Raw genomic sequence first — 25,352 nt, forward strand, 5'->3', positions numbered from 1 at the left:
CGGGGATGATCCGCTGTTGGTAGGTGCCGACCGTTGGTCGGCACAATCTGTCAGCGGTGATGAACTCTGATGGAGCGTGCCGACCAACGGTCGGCACCTACCGTGCTCATGTGCCATCCAAGGTTGGCACCTACCAGAGCATGTGCGTTCAGCTGGTGGCGCGCAGCGGCGCCATCTTCCACAGCAGCGCGCGGAACGGGGCCAGCAGGCAGACGCCGATCGCCAGCTTCACTGCCAGGTCGCCGGCGGCCCAGCTCACCCACGGCAGGGTGGAACCGGCAAACGCGATCGACCAGAAAATGGTGGTATCCACCGTCGCACTGCAGGTCGTGGCCACCATCGGCGCGCGCCACCAGCTGCCACGGCGCAGGCGGTCGAACACGGTGATGTCCAGCAACTGCGCCACGATGAAGGCCGAGCACGAGGCAACGGCGATGCGCGGCGTGGCCACCCAGATCGACAGCAGCACCGCCACCGCGAAGCCGATCCACGCTACGCGGCGCGCCGGGCCCGGGCCGAAGCGGCGGTTGATCAGATTGCTGACCAGGAACGCGACCGGATAGCTGAAGGCGCCCCAGGTCAGCCAGTCATTGATCGGGTACTGCACCAGCACGTTGGACAGCAGCACCACCGCGCCCATCGCCAATACCGCCAGCACCAGGGCGCGGGCGGTCAGCGGGGCAAACACAGGGGCAGGACGCACGGACATGGCGAGCCAGGGGGACAAAGGGGATCGCCCATTATCCGCCCGGCCCGCGGCAAAGCCAAAACCGCTTGTTCAGCTTTACAACGCTTCGCTCATCACATCGCCCGCGGCGTAGGCGGTGGGGACGTAAGCCAGCGCTTGGCCCTGTGCGCTCTTCACGGTCCAGCCGGCACCGGCCTCGGTGGGGTCGAAATGCACCTGCTGGCCGACCACGAAGGCCGCCGTCTGGTCTTCATGCACGCGCGCCGGCCAGCGCAGGGTGGCGGTCTGATCGGCCTTGCCGGGTACCTGCAGCTGCACCTGGCGCTCGCCCGCCGCCGTGGTCTCCACCTTCTTCACGTCCATCGGTGGCAGCGGCACCGCCTTGGTGCGGGCAGCCCTGGCATTGCGTTCGCTGGCCTTGAACGGCGCCTTGGACAGTTCGGACAGGCCCGCCGACGCAGCGAGCGGCACCGAGACCACGATCAGCGAGGTGATCAGCACGCTGGCTTCGCTGCTGTTCAACTGCGGCGCGGCGCCGGCATGGACGGTGGGCACCAGCAGCGCGGAGAGCAGCAGGGCAGAAGCGGGAACGCGCAGGCAACGGAACATGGAGACCTCCTGGTCAGCGTGGGGACGGCGGCTCAGCGCCGGGTATCGAAGATATCGCGCGGGCCGGTGGCCTCGGGCAGGTATTCCAGCGGGCGGCCCTGGTTGTCCTTCAGCTGCCAGCCCTGGTCGGCGCCGGTTGGCTCGAAGTTCACGGTCTGGCCCACGGTGAACTGCACGGCCGGGTCGCCGACGCCGCGCGGATACTGCATCGATGCGGTGTTCTGCGGATCGTTGGCATCACGCAGCAGCACTTCGCGGCGGCCATCGACGGTGGTGGCGATTGCGCTCACCTCCATCTGCGGCAGCTTGATCTGCTGCGGGCGGGCCAGCGGCTGGCCGGCATCGGCCGCATCCTGGGCTTCCTTCGCTGCTGCGGCGCGGGCCGAGGCCACCATCTGCGTGGACATTTCCAGGCTCGGTCCCTGCGGGCCCGGGTCATGGATGATCACGATGCGGCGTTCGGCGTGGGCGGCCGTCGACCACGCCAGGCCGGTGACGATCACCATCGACAACACAGAGGTAAGCAGCGGACGCATGTCGTTCTCCTTGCGGGATTCAGGGCGTGGCGGCGGTGGCACCGGCCACCGGCACATGGGGGATCACCAGTTCCTGCTGCAGCTGGCTGCGCTGGTGCAGGAAGTCGAACACCGATTCCACCGTCACCACCGAATAGTTGCCGGAGATGCGTTCGCCGGCTGGATGGTCGGTGGTGGTGGCGTTGGCTACGAACAGGCGCGCACCCACGCGCTTGCCGAGGCCGATATGCAGCACGCTGGGCTGGTACTTCTGCTGGCGCAGCCACTGCTGTGCCTGTTCGCGCTTGACGATGGCCGGCGCGCCTTCGGTCTGCGCCATCGCCGCCGCCAGCACTTCCAGCACCCACTGGTTGGAGTTCTGGTAGTCGGTGGCGAACGGGTAGGCGACCACGTTGTACCTTGTTTCGTGCAGCGCCTTGGGCTGGATCGAGGGCGGCACCAGCATCGCGCGCAGCGCCGCACGCAAGGGGGCCGACGGCACGCCGATGCGCAGGTCGGTATGGCCGCCGCTCTCGCCGACGAAGTTGCCGAGGCCCTCGTGGTACAGCTGCGAGCTGTCGGTCTTGCAGCGGTTGAGCAGGTGCATCGCGCGCCAGCGGCCGTCGTCCTCGCGCAGCAGGAAGGCCAGGTGGCTGTGGCGCAGGCCGTAGCGGCGCAGGTCCTGGCCACCGCGCGCGGCCACCACCACGTCCACATCGGGCAGCGCGTCCAGGCGTTCGGCGGTGGTCCAGGCCACGTCCAGCATCGCCGCCTGCGACGCCACGCTCGGGTAGCGCTCGCGGCAGGCGGTGCTGTCGGCCCAGGCCGGTGCGGTCGCCAGCAGGCTGGCGATCAGCAGCGCGGCGCGGCGCAGGCGGGAAAAACGATCCATGTCGGTACCTTCAACGGCGGGCAGGCCCGCGCGCCGATCATACGCTGCTCAGCGCAGCGGGCGATCCACGCCCTTGCGCTGGAGTTCCCTGTCGCAGGCATCGCTGATCGGGGCGATCGGCAGCGGCGGGCGCTCGCCCGTCTTCGGATCGCGCAGCGCCGGCTGTTCGCGGTACGCATCCAGCTGCTGCTGGCATTGATAGGAGATCGGGTCCAGCTCGGTGGGCGCGGTCGAACACGCGGCGAGCAGGGCCAGGGGCAGCAGGAGCAGGGTACGCATGAAGGCATTCGGTCCGATGGGGGACACCGGACTCTAACGATATGGGCGGATTGAAATGTTCAGAAATCGCTGCGCATCCCGGTAGTGCCGGCCGCTGGCCGGCATCGGCAGGGTGTTCGGTAATGCGTGCAGCATTGCCGGCCAGCGGCCGGCACTACCCCAGGGCCAGGCGCTGCTTTACTTCCGCCGCCACGCGCGCGGTTTCGCGCAATGGCTCGATGCGGTCGTACTGCCAGTCCAGCCAGTGCGGCTGCAAGCGCCCGCGTTCGCGCAGCTGCTGCTGGAACCGGGCCAGCCGGCCCTGCGCGGTATCGGCCAGCGCCACCATCACCGGCATGCGCGTGGCGCAGGCTTCAGAGAGCAGGTTCACCGAATCGGGCGAGACCACCACCCGGTTGGCCCAGCCGAGCAGGCCGCCATAGGGATTGGTACCGTCGCCACCGTCGCCCCAGATCACGTGCGGCAGGTCGGCGAATTTCGCGCGCAGGATCTCGGCCAGGGCCGGCGGCGTGCGTCGCGAGGTGGTGGCCAGCAGGCTGCCGCCTTCGCTGCGGATCTGCTCGGCCAGCGCCTGGAACACACCGACCATCGCCGTCTCGTCCCACGGCGCCAGCGGCGTCGGCCCGCCCACCAGCAGTGCCGTGCGCGGACCGGGCAGGGTGCTGAAGCCGGCGAACGCGGCGCGACCCCAGGCCAGCCAGTCGTCGTCCACCGGGTTGAGGCTGCCGAGCAGGGTCAGCACATTGCTGCCGCGCAGGGCGTCGTGTTCGGGCACCACCACCACGTCCCAATGGCGGGCGCCGATGCGCGGGTCGAGGATCTGCACCACCTGGCTGCCGCGTGCACGCAGCACGCGCAGGGCACCGGCCGCCTGGCGACCACAGCCGATCGCCAGTGCCGGCGCCTCGGCCGCCAGCGTCGCCAAGGCCTCGCCGTAGCCATTCACATCGCCGGGCAGGCGCCGCGGCGACAGCCAGCGCCAGGGTGCGCGCGGTTGCAGGAGCAGCGGTCGGTGGGTGCCCTGGCGCAGTGCCGAGGCCAGCGCGACCGCCTGGCGGACATTGCCCGCACGGCCGTCAGTGACCGTCCATGGCGCGCTCGATCGTTTCACCATTGGCATTAATTCGTTTCAGCCCTGCTGGGTGTTGCAACAGTCGCGACACTCTACACTGCGGCTCGTCGTTTCGCCCCGCGCCGCCCGCGGGCACTGACTTCCTTTCGCCGCCCTGGAGATCCACCGATGTCCCACGCGCTCGACGCCGCCGCCCTTGACCAGCTGTTCCGTACGGCCCGCACCCAGAACGCCTTCCTCGACAAGCCGGTCCCCGAGAGCCTGCTGAAGGAACTGTACGACCTGGTGAAGTGGGGCCCCACCGCGGCCAACACCACGCCGGCGCGATTCGTCTTCGTCACCTCGAAGGAGGCCAAGGACAAGCTGGCCCCGGCGCTGTCCGAAGGCAACCTGGCCAAGACCATGGCTGCGCCGGTCACCGTCATCATCGGTTTCGACCTGGACTTCCACGAGAAGCTGCCGTACCTGTTCCCGCACACCGATGCCAAGGCCTGGTTCGATGGCCCGCAGGAAGGCCGCCACGAAGCCGCCATCCGCAACGGCAGCCTGCAGGGCGCCTACCTGATCCTGGCTGCGCGCGCGCTGGGCCTGGATGCCGGCCCGATGTCCGGTTTCGACCCGGCCAAGGTCGACGAAGCCTTCTTCGCCGGCACCTCCATCAAGTCGAATTTCCTGGTCAACCTGGGTTACGGTGACCCGGCGGGCCTGTTCCCGCGCCTGCCGCGCCTGTCGTTCGACGAAGCGGCGCGCATCGCGTAAGTCGCTGTATCGGTTTCGGGCCCGCCGTCCCGCGGCGGGCTCTTGCTGCACCGTGTACCCACCCTACGATCCGGAGAGTTCCTCAGATGAGCGCCACCCGTAAACTGCTGCTGCCGCTGGCCCTGACCCTGGCCATCGCCGCCTGCTCCAAGCCGGCCGACACCGCTGCCCCGGCTGCCGATGCCGCCGCCCCGGCCACCACCGAGCAGGCTGCCACCCCGGCGGCTGATGCCGCCGCTGCTGCGCCGGCTGCCGAAGCGATCAAGATCGCCTCGGGCACCTACAAGCTGGACCCGAGCCACACCGACGTGCTGGCGCAGTGGAGCCACTTCGGCTTCTCCAACCCCAGCGCGCACTTCGGCAACGTCGAAGGCACCCTGGTGTACAACGCCGAAGACGTGACCAAGTCCACCGTGGAAGTGAAGCTGCCGCTGAGCGGCCTGAACAGCTTCACCGCCAAGTTCGACGAGCACCTGAAGAGCGCCGACTTCTTCGACGCCGCCAAGTTCGCCGATGCCACCTTCAAGAGCACCAAGGTGGAAGCGGCCGGCACCAACAAGCTGACCGTCACCGGCGACCTGACCATCAAGGGCATCACCAAGCCGGTCACCCTGGACGTCACCGTCAACGGCGGCGGCGAGCACCCGATGGCCAAGGTTCCGGCGGCTGGCTTCGATGCCACCACCACCCTGAAGCGCAGCGATTTCGGCGTCGGCGCCTACGCCCCGAACGTCAGCGATGAAGTGAAGATCCGCATCACCACCGAAGCCACCGGCGAAAAGCCGGCGGCTTGATGCACCCAGCTCACTCGTCGTGAGAAGGCAGAAGGCCCGCTGAAAAGCGGGCCTTCTTTTTGGGTTCTGCATGCGAGGCACCCGATGCCGACGGGGTTGCCGGCCAGCGGCCGGCACTACCCGGCAGGTGCCAACCTGCATCTGGTGGGTGCGGACCGTTGGTCCGCACGATCCTTCAGCGCAGCGCGCCCAACCACACGCCACACGCTTCGCTCGGGCTCTGCTTGGCCTTCACCACCAGCCCGCTTACGCGCACGAAGGTCTGCGCGGCCTGTGCCACGACCTGGCGTGCGATCAGCGCCGCCTGCTTGGTGGCCGCCTGCTGCTTGCGCAGCTGCACGATGTTGATCGAAGGCCGACCCACCGGCGCGTACTTCTGGTCGCGGCGCAGCACGTCGGCCACCTGCGCCACTTCGAATTCGGCCTGCACGTAGCGGTGCTGTGCTTCCACCAGCTCGCGCAGCGGCGCGCGCAGTGCAGCGGTATCGGCGAAGGCGGCCAGGGCCGCGTCGCAGGCAGCGTCATCAGCGAAGCGGGTACGCAGCGCGTCCACGCTGGCCAGGGTCAGTTTGGCCATGTGGGCCTCGTTGCTGCAGGAAAGGAGCGCGATTGTCGCATTGCCAGCTCGGTAGTGCCGGCCGCTGGCCGGCAATTGCATGGGAGTGTGCGGACCAACGGTCCGCACCCACCAGTCGATGGCGGTCCGCACCCACCGACGGCGGCGCAGCCGAGCGTGGGCTCGGTTCTACAATGGCTGCTGTATCACCCACGGAAGGAAGACCCATGCAGGACGCGCAGTACTGGTTGAACGAATTCTGGTCGGGCCTGAGCGTGCTCGATCTGGTGGGCGGCAGCGTGCTCGGTACGCTGCTCGGCCTGGTGCTGGGCATCGCCGGCTGGCGCTGGCTGCATCGCCGTGGTTGGTTGCAGCGGCGCAAGCGCTGGCATCACTGGCTGCTGGCCAGCTACGTGGTGCTGCTGCCGCTGGCCACTGCCTTCTTCGGCCTGCAGCTGGGCTTAACCGCCGGTGCGCACCGCGCGCTGTTCAAGCAGCTCGATCATTTCCAGCCGCACCTGCAGACCCTGGTGGAAGGCTGGAGCGAAGGCTTCACCGATTCGCTGGACGACCCACGCATGCGCGAGGCATTGCGCAGCCAGGGCACGGTGGGCGACGTCGCCGACACCATCGCCTCGGCCTACCTCAGCGAGCATCCGCTGCCCGGCCTGGACCGTCTTGGCAACGGCCCGTTGGCACGTGGTACCGGCTGGGTGATCGGCAGGGTGCGTGAGGGCCTGCTGCGCAGCATGGTGGAAGACACGCTGGTGGACAGGGCCGGTACCCTCGGCCTGGAACCCAAGGTGGTGCGCGAGGCGCTGACCATGCACGTCGATGAGCTGCTGCACACCCGTGGCGTGCTGCGGCTGGTGAAGGCGCAGATCAACGGCATGATGCCGGGCGTGTACTTCGGGCTGCTGTTGCCGTTGTTGATCATCGCGCTGCTGGTGGCGCTGGAGATCTGGGCCGCGCAGCGGTTCGGGTGGACGCCGCAGAGGGTAGTGCCGGCCGTTGGCCGGCAATTGCAGGTTCCTGCCGAAGGTTCATGAGGTTGCCGGTGCATGGGGTCAGATCCCTTTTCCACAGGAAAAGGGATCTGACCCCGAGCCGGTCAATCGCCGTCGGTTTCGTCCGGGTGGGCCTTCCAGTAGCCGGTGGAACGAATCCAATCGCGCGGCACGCCCAGGTGGCCTTCGATGAACTTGCGCATCATCCGCGCGCGGCGCGATTCGGTGGCGATCCAGTAGAAGACATCGCCGTCCGGGGCCTCGAAGTCGGTCAGCATGTCTTCCAGCAGCGTACTGCTGGCCGCCGGGAAGCCGTTGCGCTCCAGCCAGTGGATGCGCACGTTCTCGTACTGCGGCAGGTCCTGGCGCTCGGCCTCGTCGCGCACTTCGATGAAGGCCTGCACCTCGGCGCCGTCCGGCAGCACGTCCAGCCAACGGGCGATGGCCGGCAGTGCGGTCTCGTCGCCGATCAGCACGTAGGCGTCGTAGGTGTCGGCCACCACGAACGAGCCGCGCGGACCGCCGATCACCAGCACGTCGCCCGGCTGTGCGCGTTCGGCCCACGGCCCGGCCACGCCCTGGTCGTGCAGCACGAAGTCGATGGCCAGCTCGCCGGTCTCGTGGTCCCACCAGCGCGGGGTGTAGTCGCGCGAGGGCGAAGGCACCTTGCCTTCCGGGTAGCTGCGGCCTTCGGCGGTCAGCACCGGCAGCACCATCTCGCCCGCAGCGTTGGGGAAGAACAGCTTGATATGGTCGTCGGCGCCGGGCGAATCGAAGCCGGCCAGGTCGTCGCCACCCAGCACGATGCGGCGCATGTGCGGGGTGACCTCTTCAGTGCGCAGCACGGTCAGTTCACGGAAGCGCACATCCAGGCGCAGGCGCGTGTTGTTGTGTTCGGTCATGGGGGTTACCTGTAAAGGTGTCGCGCGGGGGCGCGCGGCGTAGGGGAGACCTGGCTGGCGTCAGTCTGGCTGGGTCGTTGAAATCGGTGGTTGCTCGCTACCGGCCGTACCGTTGAGCAGGGCCGAGGCCCGCGTCAGCAGTGCCGCCACTTCATCCGCCTCACCCTCGGCCCAGCGGCCGTGGTGGTGCACCAGCGCCCGCTTGAACTCGCGCAGGGCCGCGGCCAGCGGCGGCGGCAGCGAGGCCTTGGTGATCTCGCGGGCACGGTCGAAGGCACGCCGCTGCGCCAGGCGCACCTGGGTGCGCTGCACCTTCAGCTCGAACTCGCCGGCGGCGGTGATGCGGAAGATCCGCTTGCCATCCACTTCCTCGGCTTCGATCCAGCCGGCCTGCTCGAAGCTGGCCAGCAGCGGGTACATGGTGCCGGCGCTGGGCGTGTAGGCCTGCATGAACTGGTTGCTGATCAGCTGCATCAGCTCGTAGCCATGGCGCGGCTGCTCGCCGATCAGGGCCAGCACCAGCAGGCGCAGGTCGCCGCGGCTGAGGACGCGCGGCTGGCCGTTGCGGCGCGGCACCGCCGAATCGGTGGAACGGGTTCTGGGAGAGGAGGCACGGCTCATTTCGATATATCGGTAAACGAGTGTGCAAACGATATATCGATATGTCGAAAGCGACAACATCTGATCCGGCCACAAGCAGGTGCAATTTGGGCCACGGACCTTCGTGCGCACAGCAAAAGGGGCGCCCCCTGCGAGGCGCCCCGGCGATGCTGTGGAAGGGAGCAGGGCCATCGGACCCATCACTCGCGACCCACCCTGGGCCCGCGACTGGCAGCGATCCAGAGGCAGGTGCGACATGTTGTCGCCGGTTCAGAACCGCTGCCCGGCACCCACCTACGGCGGTGCCGGAGTTGCCCTACAACCGTCATCGGCAGCGGTAACACTGCGTCCTGCACATGGGCGCAGCGGCCCGCAAGCGACAGCCCGCGCCGCCGCCAAGGCCCGCCGCAGGGCCATCAGCGGGCCCGGCAAGCCCCTTGCGGACACTGGCCGGTTGCATCCATACGCCAGCGTAGCCAAGTGACGAAAGCCCTTGGTGCGCTACACTTTGCGGTCTAGAAATCTATACAACAGTCGCGCGCGTGCGTGCGGTTATGGGAGCGCTAATGAACTGGTTGAACGAGGTGCTGAACAACGACCCGAATCCTGTGGAAACCCAGGAGTGGATCGAGTCGTTGAAGGCCGTTATTGATGTCGAGGGCTCCGAGCGCGCGCATCAGCTGCTGGAAGGCATGGTGGAACTGACCCGTCGTTCGGGCGCCTACCTGCCGTTCTCTCCCACCACCGAATACGTCAATACCATCGAACCGCAGTTCGAGGCCAAGAGCCCGGGCAACGCCGAGCTGGAATGGCGCATCCGTTCGATCATCCGCTGGAACGCGATGGCCACCGTGGTGCGCGCCAACCGCAAGCCGGGTGACCTGGGCGGCCACATCGCCTCGTTCGCCTCCGGCGCCACCCTGTACGACGTGGGCTTCAACCACTTCTGGCGCGCCCCCAGCGAGAACCACCCGGGCGACCTGCTGTTCATCCAGGGCCACAGCGCCCCGGGCATCTACGCGCGTTCCTTCCTGGAAGGCCGCATCAGCGAAGAGCAGCTGGACAAGTTCCGCATGGAAGTGGACGGCGGTGGCCTGTCCTCGTACCCGCACCCGTGGCTGATGCCGGACTATTGGCAGACCCCGACCGTGTCGATGGGCCTGGGCCCGCTGGCCGCCATCTACCAGGCGCAGTTCATGCGCTACCTGGAAAACCGTGGCCTGATCGAGAAGTCCGACCGCAAGGTGTGGTGCTTCATCGGCGACGGCGAGAGCGACGAGCCGGAAACCCTGGGTGCCATCGCCCTGGCCGGCCGTGAAGGCCTGGACAACCTGATCTTCGTGGTGAACTGCAACCTGCAGCGCCTGGATGGCCCGGTGCGCGGCAACGGCAAGATCATCCAGGAACTGGAAGGCGTGTTCCGTGGCGGCGGCTGGAACGTGATCAAGCTGCTGTGGGGCGGTTACTGGGATGCCCTGCTGGCCAAGGACACCAACGGCGTCCTGAAGAAGCTGATGATGGAAACCGTCGACGGCGAATACCAGAACTGCAAGGCCTTCGGCGGCGCGTATACGCGCGAGCATTTCTTCGGCAAGTACCCGGAAACCGCTGCGATGGTCGCCGGCCTTTCCGACGACGACATCTGGCGCCTGAACCGTGGTGGCCACGACCCGCACAAGGTGTACGCCGCCTACCACCAGGCCGTGAACACCAAGGGCATGCCGACCGTCATCCTGGCCAAGACCGTGAAGGGTTACGGCATGGGCAGCGCCGGTGAAGCACTGAACCCGACCCACCAGACCAAGAAGCTGGACGACGAAGCGGTGCGCCACTTCCGCGACCGCTTCAACATTCCGGTGACCGACGCGCAGCTGGCCGACGGCCAGGTGCCGTTCTACCACCCGGGCCCGGATTCGCCGGAAGTGCAGTACCTGCAGGAACGCCGTGCCGCGCTGGGCGGTTACCTGCCGCAGCGCCGCCGCAAGGCCGACAAGACCTTCGTGGCGCCGAAGCTGGAAGCCTACGAGCGCCTGCTGAAGAGCAGCGGCGAGCGCAGCTACTCCACCACCATGGCGTTCGTGCAGAGCCTGAACATCACCCTGCGTGACAAGGAACTGGGCCCGCACATCGTGCCGATCGTGGCCGACGAAGCCCGTACCTTCGGCATGGAAGGCCTGTTCCGCCAGATCGGCATCTACGCGCCGTTCGGCCAGAAGTACAAGCCGGTCGACGCCGACCAGCTGATGTTCTACCGCGAAGACCAGAGCGGCCAGGTGCTGCAGCAGGGCATCAGCGAGCCGGGTGCGATCAGCTCGTGGATGGCCGCCGGTACCAGCTACTCGGTCAGCAACGTGCCGATGCTGCCGTTCTACATCTACTACTCGATGTTCGGCTTCCAGCGCGTGGGCGACATCGCCTGGCAGGCGGCGGACATGCGTACCCGCGGCTTCCTGCTGGGCGGCACCGCCGGCCGCACCACGCTGAACGGTGAAGGCCTGCAGCACGAAGATGGCTTCAGCCATCTGGTGGCCGGTGGCATTCCGAACGTGCGCAGCTACGACCCGACCTTCGGCTTCGAAGTGACGGTGATCCTGCAGCACGGCACCAAGCGCATGATGGAAGATCAGGTGGACGAGTATTACTACGTCACCCTGATGAACGAGAACTACACCCACCCGGAAATGCCGGAAGGCGCGGCCGAAGGCATCGTCAAGGGCATGTACCTGCTGACCGACGCCGGCAAGCCGAAGAAGGGCGAGCTGCGCGTGCAGCTGCTGGGTTCGGGCACCATCCTGCGCGAAGCCATTGCTGCGGCCGAGCTGCTGGACAAGGACTTCGGCGTGACCGCCGATATCTGGAGCTGCCCGAGCTTCAACGAACTGCGTCGCGATGGTTTCGACGTGGAGCGTGCCAACCGCCTGCATCCGGAAGGTGAGCAGCGCAAGGCCTACGTGACCGAGCTGCTGGAAGGCCGCCAGGGCCCGGCGATTGCCGCCACCGACTACGTGCGTGCGTATGCGGATCAGATCCGTGCGTTCGTGCCGATGTCGTACACCGTGCTGGGTACCGATGGCTTCGGCCGTTCGGATACGCGTGCGAACCTGCGCCGGTTCTTTGAGGTTGACCGGTACTACATCGCGCATGCCGCGATTGCGGCGCTGGCGAAGGAAGGGAAGATGACCGCGAAGGATGTGGCCCGGGCGATCAAGCAGTACAAGATTGATCCGGAGAAGGCTAATCCTGTTGGGGTTTGATTTCTCTTAAGGGATTTGAAAAGGGCAGCTTAGGCTGCCCTTTTTTCTGACAGGATGATGGGGGTGAAAATGGAATTCTTGGAGCTTTCTGATCTCTATCTTGCGTATAAGAAGGCAAAATCAGATGCTTTCTTTGAGGCGATTCATTTTGACGCACTTGCCTTTTCTCGATATGAGGCTGATCTACATAAGAACCTGACGCGCCTACTCAAGAGGCTAAAATCAGGATCGTGGTGGGCCGACAAGTCTCGAGTAGGCGGCTATCTCTTCGCCCCAAAGGGAATTCTGCAACCTAAATCTTGGAAGAGCCAATCAGCGCATTTTTCGAGTCTTGATCCTTGTGAGGAGTGGCGCCAGAAGGCATTAACTACAGGGGATAACGCCGAGGCCGATTTCCGTCTGGTAATGTCTGCCTCAGTTGAATTTCAGGTGGTCAGTGCGCTCTGGATCCTCAAGGCTGGGCATGTTTTCGAAGAAAGTCTGAATAAAGATCTAAGCTATGGAAATAGACTTAGGCGTAGGCTTTCTTGGAGGGATGCTGTCGGAGAGGGAGGGCTGAACACAGACTCGCTGGGTCTGTTCACTCCGTACTTTAGTGCCTATAAAGCGTGGCGAGAAAATGGGCTAAAGGCAATCCGAGGAGCGGTCGAGAAGGGTAAGTCGGTGATCGCAGCTACGATGGATGCGAAGCGGTTCTATCACAGGATATCGCCAGAGTTTCTACTTCGTGATGACTACTTGCGAGCCGTCGACGTCTCTCTGAATGATGATCAGTTAAAATTCACAAGGCTTTTTATTGACAGCCTGAATGGATGGTATGAGCAGACCCCTGATTATTATTCAAGGAAAGCTGGTGCGCTTCCAGTAGGACTATCGGCGTCGAAGGTTATTGCGAACGTAGCTCTTTCAGAGTTCGATCAGCGGCTAAGTTCTGCAATAGCTCCTGAGTACTACGGTAGATATGTGGATGACATATTCATCGTGGTTGAAAAGCCGGAGGGGGTCTCGTCATCGAGCGAATTCTTCACCTGGATTGCGGAGAAATTTGGTGATGGGCTGATTTTTGACTGTAAGAGTTCGACCACTCGATTCGAGCCTAGCTACCTCAGTGACAGCCAGATAGAATTCTCGCAAGAAAAGCAAAAGGTTTTTGATGTTTCGGGGAAGTACGGTCTGGATCTGATTGGTCAGATTGAACAGCAGATACGTCAGCGATCAAGCGAGTATAGATTGCTTCCGTTGATTCCTGAGACAACAGAAGGGATGCTGTCTAGAGCGCTTCTGACTTCATCTGATGCCAGTCTTGAGGCGGATGCGCTAAGAAAAGCAGAGGCAGTTTCTGTGCGGCGACTGGGCTTTGCAATGTTACTTAGTGACGTTGAAGCATACGCCAGGGATCTAAATTCCGGAAGCTGGAAGCGCACTAGGACCACATTCTACGAAATGGTGGAACGGTACGTTATAACTCCAAGCGGAATATTTGATTATTTTAGCTATATCGTTCGTGTTTTTGGCGTGGCTGTTAGTTGTCGCGATTTTGAACAAGCGAATAGTTTGCTGGGAAAGTTCGGTTTCGTAATTGATCTCATCAGGCATACTGTTAATTTTAGCGATGAAAAGCTAAATGGAATGCTGAGGCTGTATGCTAGGAACATTTTCCAGGTCTCCTTGCAATCGTCAACTGTTAGGGGGTTTAAGTTTTCCCCTTCTTATCTGAAGTTGATGAGGCGCATTAAGAAGATAAGCGAAATTCAAACGCCATCAATATCTTTGACTCCGCTCAAGGATGCATCAAGAAGGTTGCTGTTTTCCGACATGGGGCGTAGGCCCTACAAGGAAATGTGGATAAATGAGCCTGGCCTTAAAGCCCCCCGATCTCCGCGCGCACCTTCGGACCTCTCCGTACAAAGAGCGTTGCGTCTCGGAGGGTTGAGGCGCTTCACGGAAGTCGCGGATCGTGATTACAGAAAGATATATTGGCCAGGAGTTGCCTTTGCTACGAGACCATTGACGGTTTACGAGATGACAGCTGTGGCTCCCGATCTACTATCTTCACCAACGCTGCTGCGGAGCTCCATTTTTGCTTTGAGAGGTGCGAGGGCGAAAGAGAACGGCGCTCCATCACTATCTCTGGTAGACGGTCGAGAAAGTCAGATAATTCTGAACGTCCCTTCATTGTTGGGGAAAGGCAAGATCCGTGTTGCGATAGTTAGTTACCTGACTAGAAACGAAGATTGGATATCGGCTCTAGGTGGGCAGCCCAATAGAAGCGTTGAACGCTACAAAAGATTCAATGGAATAATTAACCAAATACTTCTAAATGATAAGCGCGTTGACTACGTCGTCTTCCCTGAGTCTTCTGTTCCACGGCGCTGGGCCTTTAGCGCTTCCTCGAAATTGGCGCGGTCCGGGGTGTCCTTCATGGCAGGGCTCGAGAATGAGGCCCGTAGCGGTCCCTACTATAATGACGCGCTTATAACGCTGCATACCCGATGGCCAGGGTATGACTCACACGTAATGTACATCCAGCCTAAGATGCTTCCCGCGCACGAGGAGCGACGCGCATTAGCTGCGGCGAAAAGGTCATTGAGGCAGGCTGATGTCATAAAGGCTCGCCCAATTTATCGTCACGGCGACCATTTCTTTGGAGTTTTGATCTGCAGTGATTTTACAAATATCGATAATAGAAGGTCATTCCAAGGGCATGTGGATACAATTTTTGCTCTTGAATGGAATAAGGATATAAATTCATTCTCATCTCTGGTTGAGGCCGCTGCACAGGATCTTCATGCCTACGTTGTTCAGGTTAATAGTCGGCAATATGGTGACAGCAGAGTTCGCGCACCCGCTAGCGAGAGCTACTTAAGAGATGTGGTTCAAGTCAGGGGCGGAGATGAGGATTACTTTGTGATCGCGCCACTGGATGTTAAGGGGATCAGGGAATTTCACAGCTCGAAGGGTAAGAAGAAGAGCTCTTGGAAGCCACTACCTATTGGCTTCGAGGTCTCAAAGGAGCGGAAGTCTTCGGTGACTAGGAGGCACGCTAGGAAGTAGTCGAGAAGTGCGCAATAATATATGTGGAAATACCAAGTTGATTCCTTGTTTTTCATCTCATTATTCGTGATTAATCTATGTTGGCGAATGGGTGAAAAGCTAGTTGAAGGAGTGGGCGTAGTGGTGAGCGAAAGATTTGGCCCAGGCTTAGTTCGGCAAGGCCTCTCTCAGGCCGGCATAAAGGCCTGTGTTCACCGGTTACTTTGTAAAATGTGATCGCTGTACTGGACGTCCATTGTGTGTCGGCGTCGGTTGAGTTTTTAAGTATGCGAGCCTTGATGCATACAAAAAACAACATCACGGTGGAACTCGAGGAAGCGATGCTGCCGGTGTGAGAAGGCGCCGCGTCGAACCGATTCGTCTAGGTTTAGGCCCAGGCAAGCTTGTACATGGGAGGGGAGGCGATTCGAAACGAGTAAGAGACCGCTCGCCGAAAAGCTAATCCAACCCCGATCAAACAGCAGGTCCGCATGCGGAGCCAGCAGAAGACCATTCTCTCCATCAACACGCTCATCATGAGTGCTATTTGCCCATGGCTTGATGTGGCTCGCACGGAGAAATCTAAGGTCCTCAATGCCGGTCAGTCGGCAACCCTTTTCAACGCCGATCAGGCGCTCGCGAAACAGGCGTTGCTTCGTCCGCACTTCGGTTTCGCGTCTTGTAGTGGTCGTGCCGACGTCATCGATCTCAGCTTGATCCGTCTCACTTGCCGCGAGGCCCAGCGAAGCTTCCAGTGATCTCAAGCGGAACACGATCGCAGATCTAGGCTGCCCTTCTCGATCTGGCGTGCCAGGTTGAACGTAGGAGGACAGGCACATGAACCTACCAAGGTACCGGTAGGGTCGCCCCTTGCCCATCATCTGAAACACTACGAGCGTCTTGCCATCCTTGGCGTGCTCACCAATCGCTCGGTTGCCCGCCACATACTTCATGTCTCCGACTTGACCCTCGCCGAAGTAATGAAAGACTTCGTCGTCGTCCCAAAAGTCATGGTAGCCGTGAGACGCGCCGGCCTCGCCAGTGAACGCGATGACTAGCGGATGCTCCTTTGGTGTCGAAATGCCGCCCTGCTGTTGCCCGCCCAATACACCGTGGATCTGCTTTTGACGGTTGTAGAGCGCGCCCACCTCGAATGGGAGTTCCATCCTAGATCCCTGTCCCAGAAGCTAAGTGCCCAGGATTCTAGCCAGAACCACGTTGCTTGTGTCATTGGTTGACGCATTCGGCAGTCGGGGCAGGGTGCAAATGGGGGCTATTTGGACGAGAGTGGAGGGCAGCTGTTCTCAGGTGGGCTCAAGTTCCCCCTGCGTCTCTCTGGTGAGCCCCAACCATCCTTCCAGCGCTCTAGCTCTATTTCATCGCTTGCGACCGCAGGCATGGTGACTATCAGAAGACTCGGCCCAGAGTTGTCCACAAACAGCACGGCATCGCCGCGTACGCTGATATTAAAGAAGCGTCTACTGGAATCATGTTTTCCGATGGTGACGCCTTGGCAAGCCAACGCTTCGGCAAAGTTCTCGGCGTCGGCCTGGAACAAGGCAAACTCCGAGTCGGTGAGTCTTGGGTAGTTCTCAAAACTCATTGCGGTGGCCGGCGCGTACGTCCCTGCAATGATCAATCCCAATAGCGCTGCCGTTGTCAGGGCAAGCAAAGTCCGGCTCGGCATAGTGAGGCCAGTGTTGGAGGCTAAATGCTCAGACAGCGGAGAATGCTTCGGACCTTGCATATGATTCGGCGCGTTGCATTCGTTGTACGTAGCGAAGCGCGGTTACTCCCGCACGTGCAACCGCTCAGCCACCTGCGCAGTCAACGCCACACACGCCATCTTCAACCCTTCCATCACCCGGTCCCCCAAGTATTCCTCGGGCGCACCGTTCTGCCGAGTCCGCTCCGCAGCCAGCATCAGCTCCGCCACCACGCGCAGTCCAGCCAGCGCGCAATCCGCATCCGCCAACTGAAGACACCGCCCAGGTAGTTGATGCCGCTCCGGCCAAGGCTGGCCGTCCGCCGCCGCACCAGTGCCGATACGGCGCAGCGTGGCGACGAAGGCGTTTGGATCGACGGACGGTTCGCGCTCGGGTTCGGCGTTGTCCGGATCGTACTGCGCGTGCAGGGAACGGAAGTCCGATGTGTTCATGGCAATGCTCCGTACAGGACAGATAGCAGCGCCACCAATAAAGGTGGCGGACGGTGCGGGCTCGAAAACCGGTAAATGCCAGACCGGCGGGCCCGAAGGCCCCCACGCACCGCCCGCCATGGAACGCGAACGGATTGCCAGCCGACGCCACATAAAAGGTGACGTCGGCTGGCAAGCGCATACAGCTGGCATAAACACGGGTTTTCGAGTCCCGCGCCACCCTTTTCCGGTGGCACGCCAAGGTGTACTCGCATGATTGCGAGATGCCAAGAAACCGTAGGCCGCAGAGGCCGCAAATGCTGACGCTTACGGCATTGTTGCATGGCGCACGCGTGGCGGAACCCTTGCGGTGCGGTGGTTTCGGCCGGTGTTAAGTTACCGCCCGAATGCGCATTGAAAAGCACGGTTTGCAGAGGGTCGGGGTCTCAAAAGCGACAATCCGCCCGCATGGCTGAGGTCCGAAGTTGGCCAATTGCGACACGGCTTAACTTTGCAGCGCCACGCCCGGCCGTGGCCACAGCGCATCGTCGCGCTCCAGGTCGTAGTCGCTGCCGAACGCCAGCGCCGCCTCGCGTGGTGGAAGGTCTGCATAGCAGCCCAGCAGGTACTCATCCATGCCGGCATCGCGATGGTCGATGGCGAACAGGCAGAGTAGCTCCCTGTCGAAGGCCTCCAGCCATGTGGCATCGATCTTAGTCATGGTCATCCTCCCGAAGCAGGTGAGGATGACCTGGGGAGGTCTCAGAGGCTGCGATCTTTGGCCTCGAGAGAGGCCGCCTCAATCTCGACGGTCAGCCCATGCGCATTGCGTGGCTCTGCTGTTCCTGCGTACGTGCATCCAGCGCCTGCTGCTCATTCTGGCGGGCGAGCTCGCGCTGATCGCCCACCACAGCCAGTTGCTGCACCGATTCAGCCACCGGCGTTTGTGCAGCCACGGCAGTGGGCATTCCTGCACGCAGGTGGGCGGGGTCAGATAGGTCGCCTTGTACAACAAAGATCGTGTGACCCGCCGGCAGATTGGCCGTGGCGTTGCTCAGCACCACATGGTCCACCTGTTCCAGACCCTGCTCGCGTGCCTTCACTGTCAGGCTGGCGGCGAGGTTCTCACTGGTCGCGTCGAAGGGGCGGCCGTGCTTCTCGTCCAGTGCAGCGACGCCCTGGCGAATCTGCTGATGGAGCGCGTAGTCCGGGCTGCCTGGCTCTATCGCCGCGATGCGGCGTCCTTCCGTAAAGAGAGGCTCGGGCTCCTGCGTAGACACCACGCGCGGGCTCTTGGCGATCTCTCTGTAGGGATCTTCAGGATGAAACTGCTTCGCCTTGGCCTCGCGTTCCAAGCGAACCTCGCGGGTCTCGTTCAACGCGGAGATCTCGGCGGGATCGGTCTCTTTGGTTGTTCTATCGAGTGGGGGAACGCCCACTGTGCGGTTCCAGCTGCCGTCCTTGGGGTCGTAGCTGTGATAGTCGAACCTGGTACCAATCACGTTCGGATCGACGGCGTCGCGCTGGAGGAGGGCCGCGCCCTCGAACTTGCTCAGCTCAACGAAGTAGAAATGCCCAGCGGGCTGCGGCATATCCAGGTGCACGCTGACGGCCGTCTTGCCGGCACGGAATGCGCCGGCAGCGCTGTTGTCCAGCATGTTCTGCCAGACCTTTTCGGCTGCCTGCTCGCCGCGTTTGTGCTCCGTGGACACCAGCAGCAAGCGTGGCGTCCAGCAGTTCACATTGAGGTCGTTCTTTTCGAACGAAACATCGTGGGATTTGAGCGTGCTGGTGTAGGGCAGGTTGAGTGCCAGATCAGGCCTGCCGGCCTCCATCCAACTTTTGCGCTCCGCCAGGTCGTTCCTGATCAGATCCTGGCCGAAGGTTTCTTGCCTGCGTTCGGTGAACGCTACGTTCTTCTCGTTGCCGAACAGCGTGGCCTGCTGCTCGGCAACGGCGGTTGCGAAGCTGTTGGCCACCCGTCCGGGGAGGCTGTCGTTGCGCACAACACCCAACGCCAGCAGGCCGTAGCCATCATTGTTGGGAAGCTGCGCGAGATAGTTCCAATACAGCTCGCGGTTTCCCTCCTTCGCGTAGGAGGACAGGACACGAATGTCCTTATCGGTAAGTCCGCTCATGATTCATCCTTGAGATGCGGTTTACGGCTGAACGCGATAGCGGCTCAGAAGATCACGAACGCTGGTTTCCAGTCGCTGCCAGTCGCTCAGCATGACGCGTGCATAGTTCATCTCGATCGCGATGCTGTCGCCCACGTCCACGATGGAATGGCGGCACATTGCGATCTGGCCTTCGCCAGCGCGTTCAAGTGTCTTGCCCTGAATCGTGAGCCCGTCAGGAATGCGATCTGCCGGGTCGCAGCTGATGAACGTTGTCAGTTGCCCCTCCGCCGAGCGGGCCACATACCAGTCTGGTTCCATCCCTGGGTTGTGCACGTAAGGCCTGCCCAGCGCAGCCTCCGAATCCTTTGCATAGGCTGCCATCAACGATGGGTCGATCGCATACGGCGTCAGACCCCAGCGTTCGGGTTGTGCAACGCGCAGCGCGAGGTTCTCTACCGGGTCCCTCCGCTCCAGTGATCCCGGCGCGCTGGTGGCTTCACTACTGGACCGACGCGCCAGATAGTTCTGGATGGGAACGCGATCGATGTATCTAAGCTCGACCAGCACCTGCCGCCGGCTGTCCTGCGTGCTGCGCACCGGGCGATCACCGGGGGGCGCTGCATCGAAATCCGGCCAGAACACCGTGAGCATGACGCCTCCATCGGCCAGGGGGCCCGTCTGGTTGTAGTAGAGGTTGGCCGGGAACATGAAGCGGTGCGGGCCAAGCCGAGCCTCTACCGGCTGCGTCGTGTAGGTCTGTCCGCCCACCGTACGTGGGCTGGTTGCGGTTTCGGACATGGGGGTTCCGTTCGGGTCCTTTTCCTTGGATGGGGCCTTCGCGCAGGCGGTGGTGCTGAGCACGGCCACCAGGGCGAAGTAGGCAAGCCGGCAAGCCGGTGCTCTGCTCATGGGCGATTCCCTTGCATGACCGGAACGACTATAGATCGGTGGAATGGCAAGCTCCAGTCGTTGCCGGGACCTTGCTCACGCCCGGGTCCAGTACTGCACGCTGGCTCACATATTCAGCAAATCGCGATCGGCGTCCTCAATTCCTCCACCTGCCCCCTATCCCACCTATGCCATCATCCGCCCAGGACCGCAGCATCCATCAAGGCTGAACAGGCATGGAGCAGGCAACACGCTACACCGTAACCGTTTATCTGGCCGCGCCCGGCACCCCGCTGAAAAGTGGGGGCATCTCGCCGCGCGGCCATATGTACCTGCAGGTGGCCGCGGGCGACGAGGCCCACAGTTACGGCTTCGCGCCGCCGCGCCAGGCGCCGGGCGAAACCCCCACCGGCGTGCAGTACGCGCAGGTGCGCCACGATGATGCCGACGAGCATCTGGACCCGTACTACAGCCGCACCCTGGAAATCACCGAGGAGCACTACGGCTGCCTGCGTGATTTCGCCGAGGAACCGGCCGAGTTCGAATTCGATGTGGATCGCCCGGCCACCATCAATCGCTGCAGCGATTTCGTCTGGGCGGCCCTGCACTACGCCGGCCTGCATCCGCTGCCGGCGCCGCTGGATGGGGGCAGCAACCTGGGCGAGTTCGCGGTGCTGTTCAACCTGCCTGAGATCCAGTGCATCGCCGCGCCGTTCCCGGGCAGCGACCTGAATGACGAAACCCATCATGCGATGCCCGAGCGCGAGGCCGAGCATCATCGCCAGAGCGACCGCGCCAGCGATGAGCCGCCGCCGACGCCGATTGAAGTGGCCGGCACGCTGCTGGACCCTTCGCATCCGGACCATCGCCTGTTCTCGCAGCTGATCCAGAAGGTAGCTGAACTGGATGCCGCGCATGGCCGCCCGTTCGATGCGGCCAGCCAGCGCATCAGCGCCAGCCTGCTGGTGCTGGCCAAGCAGAACAACCTCTCGCGCGTGGACCACGTGCTGCTCAGTCGGCCGACCCAAAACAGCCATGCCGCCGAGAGCATCTTCATCGTGCAGGGGGACCGCAACGACCCGGGGCACCGTCGCGCCAGCATTGCCACCGAAGTGGCTGCCAAGACCGATGTGGCCGATTCGCTGCGGTTGAAGGAGCAATGACGCGGCCACTGCGGCGGGGGCTGGTGGTACTGGCGGTGCTGGGCGCGCTGGCGGCATGCCGTGCGTCACCAGCGCCTGAGGTTGCGCCGTCCCTGCTGACGCGCGCACAGGCCGAGGCCCGCACGGTTGTGCCGCTCACGCGGGCCGTGCAGTTGCAGAAGGCCGGTCGGATTGCCGAGGTCACGTTTGATTTGCCGGCGCCCCAGAAGCCGGCCATTCCGATCCTGAACATCGGGTTGCGGCTGCAGGATACCGATGCGCGACGGCTGCTGGATGCTTCGGAGAAGATCACTCACGGACGGCTGCCAACGCGGCTGCGCCTGGAGCGTATTGATGGCGGTGCACCTGGTCCTGTGCAGCTCTGGCAGCGTACTCGCGATGGACGCGATTCTCAGAAAATCGGGGAGGATGGCGTGGTAACAGACCTGACGACGGGGAGCGTGGACATCAACAGCTTGGCCGAGGCCGGGTTGTACTCTGAAGAGGTGCTCTATCGCACGTTGCAGTTGGCGCAGGTCGGAGGCATTGCACCCGGGCGCTACGTTCTGCGGGTGGACCTTGTGGAGGATCGGCCCCGGTTGGAAGGCCTGAAAGCAGAACTGATCGTTGGCTACCAATCACTAGGAAAGTAGACATGCACAAGGACGATGCCGAACGCTACAGCGTAACCATTCATCTGGCGGCCCCCGGCACGCCGCGCTACGGCCGTGATGCTGAGGGAAACAGGTTTCTGCTGGAGCCATCGTTCGCGGGGCACATGTTCCTGTCGCTGCGCCGTTCGGGTGAACCCTTCCCGGAGAGCATGGGTTTCACCCACGCAGGCACCAAGGACGAGCCGAACAGGGGCAAAGTCGATGACATGGATGTGTTGGTCTACGACAAGCCCCGCTTCGAGCGCACGATCGAGATCAGCAAGGAGCAGTACGACCGCATCCTCGAGTTCTCGGCAGACCCGAAGAAGCACGGCTTCGACATGGAGTACGACTTCTTCTCCAACGCCTGCACCGATTTCGCTTGGGGTGCCCTGAACCACGCTGGGCTGCGCCCGGTCGGGCTGGCCGGGGAGATCACCAACTACGAGGGCGCTACCAGGGTCCTGGACAACATCCGCGCGGTCAACGCCATTCCGCAGCAGGTGAAGGGCAGCGAGCTGGACAAGGTGCAGTGGAACCCGATGCCGAAGCAGACCTTCCGCGAGCGGATGTTCACCGAGAACGGCGAGCAGTGGCGCGGCAACAGTACGCTCGCGGCAAGCGGCACGCCCGCAGACCCGGCGCACGACGATCATGCCCGCCTCAACCAGATCCACCAGCAGGTGGCCGACCTCGGCGCTTTCGGGGCGCGCAACGGCAATGTCAGTGCCAGCCTGCTCGCGCTATCGAAGGAGCAGCAGTTCTCGCGCGTGGACGAGGTGGTGCTGGGCGAGCAGCGCGGTGATACCGCACCGCAGCTGTTCATCGTGCAGGGGGACCGCAGTGACCCGGCACACCATCGCGCCAGCATGCCGGCGGAGGTGGCTGCGCAGGCACCGGTGGAGGCCTCGTTCGATCGGGTCGCGCAGTTGCAGCAGAATCAGCGGCAGGGAGACGCGCAGCGCCTGCAGGAGGAGCAGCAGCTTCAGCAGAGCCACGGCCCACGGATGGGATAGCGGCGGGCGCAGCATCGAGGTCGAGCGTTGGCCATGCCCGCGCCGGCGCACGCCACGCCCCCCACCTGCTACCATTCCCCCCGCAACCCCAGCCAGCCCACCCCGCGCAGACAGATGCGGGGCGGGCCGTCGCAGTACGGCCCAGCGAGCCAGGACACCTTCCCGTGCCCATTCAAGGACGCTCGCATGTTCCGTACTCCTCTCTTCCGCTCGGCCGCGCTGGCCGTTGCCGTTTCGCTCAGCCTCGGCGTGCCCTCCGCGTTCGCCGACAACGCACCCGCCGCCAGTGCCACCGCCGCTGTACAGCGCCAGGCCGTGGCCAAGGGCCTGTACGAGCTGGCCTACAGCCTGAAGCAGAACGCCGTGTTCGTGGCCTCCTCTGGCGGTTTCGGCGATGACGCCGGCCCGGCCCAGGTGCTGCGCCTGAACCCGGCCACGCTGGCGGTGGAAACCCGCATCCCGCTGGAGCGCAAAGCCTTCGGCGTGGTGCTGGATGACGCCCACAACCGCCTGTACGTGGGCAACACCGTGGACCTGTCGGTGACCGTGGTCGACACCGCGCAGAACAAGGCCGTCGGCACCATCCAGCTGATGGAGAAGAAGACCGGCAAGGACGGCAAGGCCGCCTACACCCATGACCTGCGCGAGCTGGTGGTCGACAGCGCGGCCAACCGCCTGTACGTGACCGGCCACAGCAGCCAGCCGGAGGTGAGCAGCGTGCTGTTCGTGATCGATACGAACACGCTGAAGGTGATCAACACCATCGACGGCCTGGGCAATGCCAAGGCGCCGGGCCTGGCACTGGATGCGGCCAACAAGCGCGTCTACACCAGCAACCTGCTGGCCGACTTGGTGGTGGTGGGTACCGATTCGAACAAGGTGGTGGCGCAGCACAGGATCGCCGCCGAGCAGCCGATGAACATCGCGCTGGATCCGGCCGGCAAGCGCCTGTTCGTGACCGACCAGGGCTCGGAATTCCTGCGTGGTTACCAGGCCAAGAGCAGCGGCCTGGTCAGCAAGCATCCGGGCCAGCGCGTGCTGGTGCTCGACCGCAGCACCGGCAAGGAACTGGCCAGCATCCCGACCGATGCCGGCCCGCTGGGTATCCTGCTGGATGCACCGCGCAAGCGCCTGTACGTGACCAACCGCGAGGCGGGCACGGTGACGGCCTACAACAGTGACAGCTACCAGAAGGTGGCGACCTACACGGTGCCGACCCACCCGAACAGCCTGGCGCTGGATGCGAAGAACAACGTGTTGTTCGTGAGCATCAAGAACGGCGAGAAGGATGACAAGGGCGCTGACGAGAGCGTGGCGCGGATCCAGCTGTAACAGCGGTGCACAGGCTGTAAACGCAGGGGCAGGGCGCAACGCGCTGCCCCTATTTCATGTCGCAGCGTTTACCCCAGCCGCGGCGCGGGGTTCTGCATTTCCTGCGCCTGCGCCTCAACCTGCTGCTGCACATCCAACCCCAACTTCTGCATCGACTGCTCCACTGGCGTCTGCGCCGCTACCGCGGTCGGCATCATCGCGCGCAGGTGCGCCGGATTGGCCGGGTCGCCCTGCACCACGAAGATGTTGTGCCCGGCCGGGTGCTGGGCCGTGGCGTTGCTGACCAGCACGTGGTCGACCTGCTGCAGGCCCTGTTCGCGGGCGAGCACGGTCAGGCTGGCGGTCAGGCGTTCGCTGGTCTGGTCGAACGCACGGCCATGCTGCGCGTCCAGTGCGGCCACGCCCTGGCGGACCTGCTGGTTGAGGCCGTAGTCGGGGTGGTTGGGGGTGATTTCTGCCATGGCGATCGAACGGTAGCGGTGGGTCGGGGTGAACCCCGCCAGTATAGATCCGGCCGGTGAAGGGCGCCGGAAAGGTCAGTCCGCCGGCCGATGGTCATAGCTGATCACCCGTTCGGCCAGCCAGTGCCCGTCCACGCGGCGCCAGACCTGGATGAAGCGGGCCTGGCCGGTCCAGCGTTCCACGCCGTCCTTGCCGCGCTCGTAAAAGCGGTGGTCGCCGATTTCCAGGGCCCGCTCATCGTGCAGCGGAAACACCTGCAGCGAAGATTCCACGAGCTCGCGGCGCAGCTGCCAGCCACCCTCGCGCGCGCTGCTGCACAGGTTGGCCACGCTGTGGCGGAAGTCCTCGCGGCTGCTGGCCGACTTGCCGTCCTTGTCATGGAAGAACTCCATGTCGTCGGTCGTCATCGCCGCGGCCTTGTCGGCATCGCAGGCCTCGAAGGCCGCAGCGAAGAGCTGGGTATCGGCCTGGCGGATCTGCACGCGCAGGGTGTCGGCGGGCGCTGGCATGGCAACGAGCCCGGCGGCCAGCAAGGGTAGGGTGAGCGGCAGCATGGTGAGGCTCCAGGGAGGGTTCACGCGGGCTCGCATGGCGTTTGGGCCACTGCAGCCGGCTTCCGACGAAACGGCCCTGCCACGGAAT

The 25,352-nt window shown here is 63.4% G+C and carries 25 protein-coding genes; 9 read left to right on the forward strand and 16 right to left on the reverse strand.

Going from position 1 to position 25,352, the window contains the following annotated elements; translation table 11 throughout:
• Window positions 1-148: 148 nt before the first annotated feature.
• From ACSYHF_RS02005 to ACSYHF_RS02030, 6 genes are all read right to left on the reverse strand, one after another.
• The gene (locus ACSYHF_RS02005) at window positions 149-709 is read right to left on the reverse strand and encodes a queuosine precursor transporter (RefSeq protein ID WP_005415040.1); all 561 of its coding nucleotides are present in this window, start codon (window positions 707-709) and stop codon (window positions 149-151) included.
• Window positions 710-784: 75 nt separating this feature from the next.
• Complete coding sequence (locus tag ACSYHF_RS02010) at window positions 785-1,297, reverse strand: hypothetical protein (RefSeq protein WP_005415041.1); 513 nt, start codon at window positions 1,295-1,297, stop codon at window positions 785-787.
• A gap of 32 nt (window positions 1,298-1,329) precedes the next feature.
• A complete protein-coding gene (locus tag ACSYHF_RS02015) occupies window positions 1,330-1,833 on the reverse strand; it encodes a hypothetical protein (RefSeq protein WP_032953871.1) in 504 nt (167 codons plus the stop codon).
• A gap of 19 nt (window positions 1,834-1,852) precedes the next feature.
• Window positions 1,853-2,704 (reverse strand): DUF2145 domain-containing protein, encoded by an 852-nt coding sequence (locus ACSYHF_RS02020; protein ID WP_065179556.1) that lies wholly within the window; start codon window positions 2,702-2,704, stop codon window positions 1,853-1,855.
• A gap of 48 nt (window positions 2,705-2,752) precedes the next feature.
• The gene (locus ACSYHF_RS02025) at window positions 2,753-2,983 is read right to left on the reverse strand and encodes a hypothetical protein (RefSeq protein WP_005415044.1); all 231 of its coding nucleotides are present in this window, start codon (window positions 2,981-2,983) and stop codon (window positions 2,753-2,755) included.
• Window positions 2,984-3,137: 154 nt separating this feature from the next.
• Complete coding sequence (locus ACSYHF_RS02030) at window positions 3,138-4,097, reverse strand: mitochondrial fission ELM1 family protein (RefSeq protein WP_072169051.1); 960 nt, start codon at window positions 4,095-4,097, stop codon at window positions 3,138-3,140.
• Window positions 4,098-4,223: 126 nt separating this feature from the next.
• Between ACSYHF_RS02030 and ACSYHF_RS02035 the strand changes: the two genes are divergently transcribed.
• Together ACSYHF_RS02035 and ACSYHF_RS02040 are read left to right on the forward strand one after the other, a co-directional pair.
• Entirely contained in the window at window positions 4,224-4,814 is a 591-nt protein-coding gene (locus ACSYHF_RS02035; protein WP_005415046.1) for a malonic semialdehyde reductase, read from the forward strand.
• 86 nt (window positions 4,815-4,900) lie between these two features.
• Window positions 4,901-5,608, forward strand: coding sequence for a YceI family protein (locus ACSYHF_RS02040; RefSeq protein WP_005415047.1), 708 nt, complete (start codon window positions 4,901-4,903; stop codon window positions 5,606-5,608).
• A gap of 175 nt (window positions 5,609-5,783) precedes the next feature.
• Here ACSYHF_RS02040 and ACSYHF_RS02045 read toward each other — a convergent pair whose 3' ends face one another.
• Window positions 5,784-6,185: a hypothetical protein gene (locus tag ACSYHF_RS02045; RefSeq protein ID WP_164093205.1), complete on the reverse strand. Its 402-nt coding sequence runs from the start codon at window positions 6,183-6,185 to the stop codon at window positions 5,784-5,786.
• 206 nt (window positions 6,186-6,391) lie between these two features.
• On the opposite strand from ACSYHF_RS02045, the gene ACSYHF_RS02050 reads away from it, so the two are divergent.
• The gene (locus tag ACSYHF_RS02050) at window positions 6,392-7,213 is read left to right on the forward strand and encodes a hypothetical protein (protein ID WP_447576046.1); all 822 of its coding nucleotides are present in this window, start codon (window positions 6,392-6,394) and stop codon (window positions 7,211-7,213) included.
• Window positions 7,214-7,275: 62 nt separating this feature from the next.
• Here the strand turns inward: ACSYHF_RS02050 and ACSYHF_RS02055 are convergent, their stop codons facing one another.
• Window positions 7,276-8,073 (reverse strand): siderophore-interacting protein, encoded by a 798-nt coding sequence (locus tag ACSYHF_RS02055; RefSeq protein WP_447576047.1) that lies wholly within the window; start codon window positions 8,071-8,073, stop codon window positions 7,276-7,278.
• Window positions 8,074-8,133: 60 nt separating this feature from the next.
• Complete coding sequence (locus tag ACSYHF_RS02060) at window positions 8,134-8,694, reverse strand: PadR family transcriptional regulator (protein ID WP_032953866.1); 561 nt, start codon at window positions 8,692-8,694, stop codon at window positions 8,134-8,136.
• Window positions 8,695-9,239: 545 nt separating this feature from the next.
• Between ACSYHF_RS02060 and aceE the strand changes: the two genes are divergently transcribed.
• Window positions 9,240-11,927, forward strand: coding sequence for a pyruvate dehydrogenase (acetyl-transferring), homodimeric type (gene aceE, locus ACSYHF_RS02065; protein WP_012478970.1), 2,688 nt, complete (start codon window positions 9,240-9,242; stop codon window positions 11,925-11,927).
• A 69-nt stretch (window positions 11,928-11,996) separates the two neighbouring features.
• Window positions 11,997-14,981 carry an RNA-directed DNA polymerase gene (locus ACSYHF_RS02070; protein ID WP_447576419.1) on the forward strand — a complete coding sequence of 995 codons (2,985 nt, stop codon included), beginning with the start codon at window positions 11,997-11,999 and terminating at the stop codon, window positions 14,979-14,981.
• A 260-nt stretch (window positions 14,982-15,241) separates the two neighbouring features.
• Here ACSYHF_RS02070 and ACSYHF_RS02075 read toward each other — a convergent pair whose 3' ends face one another.
• The 5 genes from ACSYHF_RS02075 to ACSYHF_RS02095 form a co-directional block, all read right to left on the reverse strand.
• Window positions 15,242-16,126, reverse strand: a complete 885-nt coding sequence (locus ACSYHF_RS02075) for an HNH endonuclease (RefSeq protein ID WP_171956373.1) — start codon at window positions 16,124-16,126, stop codon at window positions 15,242-15,244.
• Window positions 16,127-16,749: 623 nt separating this feature from the next.
• Window positions 16,750-17,118: a hypothetical protein gene (locus ACSYHF_RS02080; RefSeq protein WP_171956374.1), complete on the reverse strand. Its 369-nt coding sequence runs from the start codon at window positions 17,116-17,118 to the stop codon at window positions 16,750-16,752.
• A gap of 484 nt (window positions 17,119-17,602) precedes the next feature.
• Complete coding sequence (locus ACSYHF_RS02085) at window positions 17,603-17,818, reverse strand: hypothetical protein (protein ID WP_171956375.1); 216 nt, start codon at window positions 17,816-17,818, stop codon at window positions 17,603-17,605.
• Window positions 17,819-17,909: 91 nt separating this feature from the next.
• Window positions 17,910-19,235, reverse strand: a complete 1,326-nt coding sequence (locus ACSYHF_RS02090; RefSeq protein ID WP_164229685.1) for an XVIPCD domain-containing protein — start codon at window positions 19,233-19,235, stop codon at window positions 17,910-17,912.
• A gap of 21 nt (window positions 19,236-19,256) precedes the next feature.
• Window positions 19,257-20,126 (reverse strand): hypothetical protein, encoded by an 870-nt coding sequence (locus tag ACSYHF_RS02095; protein WP_447576048.1) that lies wholly within the window; start codon window positions 20,124-20,126, stop codon window positions 19,257-19,259.
• Window positions 20,127-20,341: 215 nt separating this feature from the next.
• Between ACSYHF_RS02095 and ACSYHF_RS02100 the strand changes: the two genes are divergently transcribed.
• The 4 genes from ACSYHF_RS02100 (at window position 20,342) to ACSYHF_RS02115 (ending at window position 24,248) form a co-directional block, all read left to right on the forward strand.
• A complete protein-coding gene (locus tag ACSYHF_RS02100; RefSeq protein WP_447576049.1) occupies window positions 20,342-21,268 on the forward strand; it encodes an XVIPCD domain-containing protein in 927 nt (308 codons plus the stop codon).
• Window positions 21,265-21,900, forward strand: coding sequence for a hypothetical protein (locus ACSYHF_RS02105; RefSeq protein ID WP_262089972.1), 636 nt, complete (start codon window positions 21,265-21,267; stop codon window positions 21,898-21,900). Before ACSYHF_RS02100 ends, ACSYHF_RS02105 begins: the two co-directional genes overlap by 4 nt.
• 2 nt (window positions 21,901-21,902) lie before the next feature.
• Entirely contained in the window at window positions 21,903-22,916 is a 1,014-nt protein-coding gene (locus ACSYHF_RS02110; protein ID WP_447576050.1) for an XVIPCD domain-containing protein, read from the forward strand.
• 186 nt (window positions 22,917-23,102) lie between these two features.
• Window positions 23,103-24,248 carry a YncE family protein gene (locus tag ACSYHF_RS02115; protein ID WP_447576051.1) on the forward strand — a complete coding sequence of 382 codons (1,146 nt, stop codon included), beginning with the start codon at window positions 23,103-23,105 and terminating at the stop codon, window positions 24,246-24,248.
• Between the two features lie 68 nt (window positions 24,249-24,316).
• On the opposite strand, the gene ACSYHF_RS02120 is transcribed toward ACSYHF_RS02115, so the two are convergent.
• The gene (locus ACSYHF_RS02120) at window positions 24,317-24,709 is read right to left on the reverse strand and encodes an XVIPCD domain-containing protein (RefSeq protein WP_111174677.1); all 393 of its coding nucleotides are present in this window, start codon (window positions 24,707-24,709) and stop codon (window positions 24,317-24,319) included.
• A 75-nt stretch (window positions 24,710-24,784) separates the two neighbouring features.
• A complete protein-coding gene (locus ACSYHF_RS02125; protein ID WP_065186644.1) occupies window positions 24,785-25,264 on the reverse strand; it encodes a nuclear transport factor 2 family protein in 480 nt (159 codons plus the stop codon).
• Between the last annotated feature and the right edge of the window lie 88 nt (window positions 25,265-25,352).

Source organism: Stenotrophomonas maltophilia group sp. P373 (genome assembly GCF_053295075.1).

Excerpts from the sequence above, each read along its gene's own strand:
- ACSYHF_RS02060 (WP_032953866.1), bottom strand. The coding sequence starts at position 8,694 with ATGAGCCGTGCCTCCTCTCCCAGAACCCGTTCCACCGATTCGGCGGTG.
- ACSYHF_RS02030 (WP_072169051.1), bottom strand. The coding sequence starts at position 4,097 with ATGGTGAAACGATCGAGCGCGCCATGGACGGTCACTGACGGCCGTGCG.
- ACSYHF_RS02035 (WP_005415046.1), top strand. The coding sequence starts at position 4,224 with ATGTCCCACGCGCTCGACGCCGCCGCCCTTGACCAGCTGTTCCGTACG.
- ACSYHF_RS02120 (WP_111174677.1), bottom strand. The coding sequence starts at position 24,709 with ATGGCAGAAATCACCCCCAACCACCCCGACTACGGCCTCAACCAGCAG.
- ACSYHF_RS02025 (WP_005415044.1), bottom strand. The coding sequence starts at position 2,983 with ATGCGTACCCTGCTCCTGCTGCCCCTGGCCCTGCTCGCCGCGTGTTCG.
- ACSYHF_RS02050 (WP_447576046.1), top strand. The coding sequence starts at position 6,392 with ATGCAGGACGCGCAGTACTGGTTGAACGAATTCTGGTCGGGCCTGAGC.
- ACSYHF_RS02125 (WP_065186644.1), bottom strand. The coding sequence starts at position 25,264 with ATGCTGCCGCTCACCCTACCCTTGCTGGCCGCCGGGCTCGTTGCCATG.
- ACSYHF_RS02075 (WP_171956373.1), bottom strand. The coding sequence starts at position 16,126 with ATGGAACTCCCATTCGAGGTGGGCGCGCTCTACAACCGTCAAAAGCAG.
- ACSYHF_RS02105 (WP_262089972.1), top strand. The coding sequence starts at position 21,265 with ATGACGCGGCCACTGCGGCGGGGGCTGGTGGTACTGGCGGTGCTGGGC.
- ACSYHF_RS02110 (WP_447576050.1), top strand. The coding sequence starts at position 21,903 with ATGCACAAGGACGATGCCGAACGCTACAGCGTAACCATTCATCTGGCG.
- ACSYHF_RS02080 (WP_171956374.1), bottom strand. The coding sequence starts at position 17,118 with ATGAACACATCGGACTTCCGTTCCCTGCACGCGCAGTACGATCCGGAC.
- ACSYHF_RS02020 (WP_065179556.1), bottom strand. The coding sequence starts at position 2,704 with ATGGATCGTTTTTCCCGCCTGCGCCGCGCCGCGCTGCTGATCGCCAGC.
- ACSYHF_RS02005 (WP_005415040.1), bottom strand. The coding sequence starts at position 709 with ATGTCCGTGCGTCCTGCCCCTGTGTTTGCCCCGCTGACCGCCCGCGCC.
- ACSYHF_RS02085 (WP_171956375.1), bottom strand. The coding sequence starts at position 17,818 with ATGACTAAGATCGATGCCACATGGCTGGAGGCCTTCGACAGGGAGCTA.
- ACSYHF_RS02070 (WP_447576419.1), top strand. The coding sequence starts at position 11,997 with ATGGAATTCTTGGAGCTTTCTGATCTCTATCTTGCGTATAAGAAGGCA.
- ACSYHF_RS02090 (WP_164229685.1), bottom strand. The coding sequence starts at position 19,235 with ATGAGCGGACTTACCGATAAGGACATTCGTGTCCTGTCCTCCTACGCG.
- ACSYHF_RS02010 (WP_005415041.1), bottom strand. The coding sequence starts at position 1,297 with ATGTTCCGTTGCCTGCGCGTTCCCGCTTCTGCCCTGCTGCTCTCCGCG.
- ACSYHF_RS02040 (WP_005415047.1), top strand. The coding sequence starts at position 4,901 with ATGAGCGCCACCCGTAAACTGCTGCTGCCGCTGGCCCTGACCCTGGCC.
- ACSYHF_RS02095 (WP_447576048.1), bottom strand. The coding sequence starts at position 20,126 with ATGAGCAGAGCACCGGCTTGCCGGCTTGCCTACTTCGCCCTGGTGGCC.
- ACSYHF_RS02045 (WP_164093205.1), bottom strand. The coding sequence starts at position 6,185 with ATGGCCAAACTGACCCTGGCCAGCGTGGACGCGCTGCGTACCCGCTTC.
- ACSYHF_RS02115 (WP_447576051.1), top strand. The coding sequence starts at position 23,103 with ATGTTCCGTACTCCTCTCTTCCGCTCGGCCGCGCTGGCCGTTGCCGTT.
- ACSYHF_RS02055 (WP_447576047.1), bottom strand. The coding sequence starts at position 8,073 with ATGACCGAACACAACAACACGCGCCTGCGCCTGGATGTGCGCTTCCGT.
- ACSYHF_RS02015 (WP_032953871.1), bottom strand. The coding sequence starts at position 1,833 with ATGCGTCCGCTGCTTACCTCTGTGTTGTCGATGGTGATCGTCACCGGC.
- ACSYHF_RS02100 (WP_447576049.1), top strand. The coding sequence starts at position 20,342 with ATGGAGCAGGCAACACGCTACACCGTAACCGTTTATCTGGCCGCGCCC.
- aceE (WP_012478970.1), top strand. The coding sequence starts at position 9,240 with ATGAACTGGTTGAACGAGGTGCTGAACAACGACCCGAATCCTGTGGAA.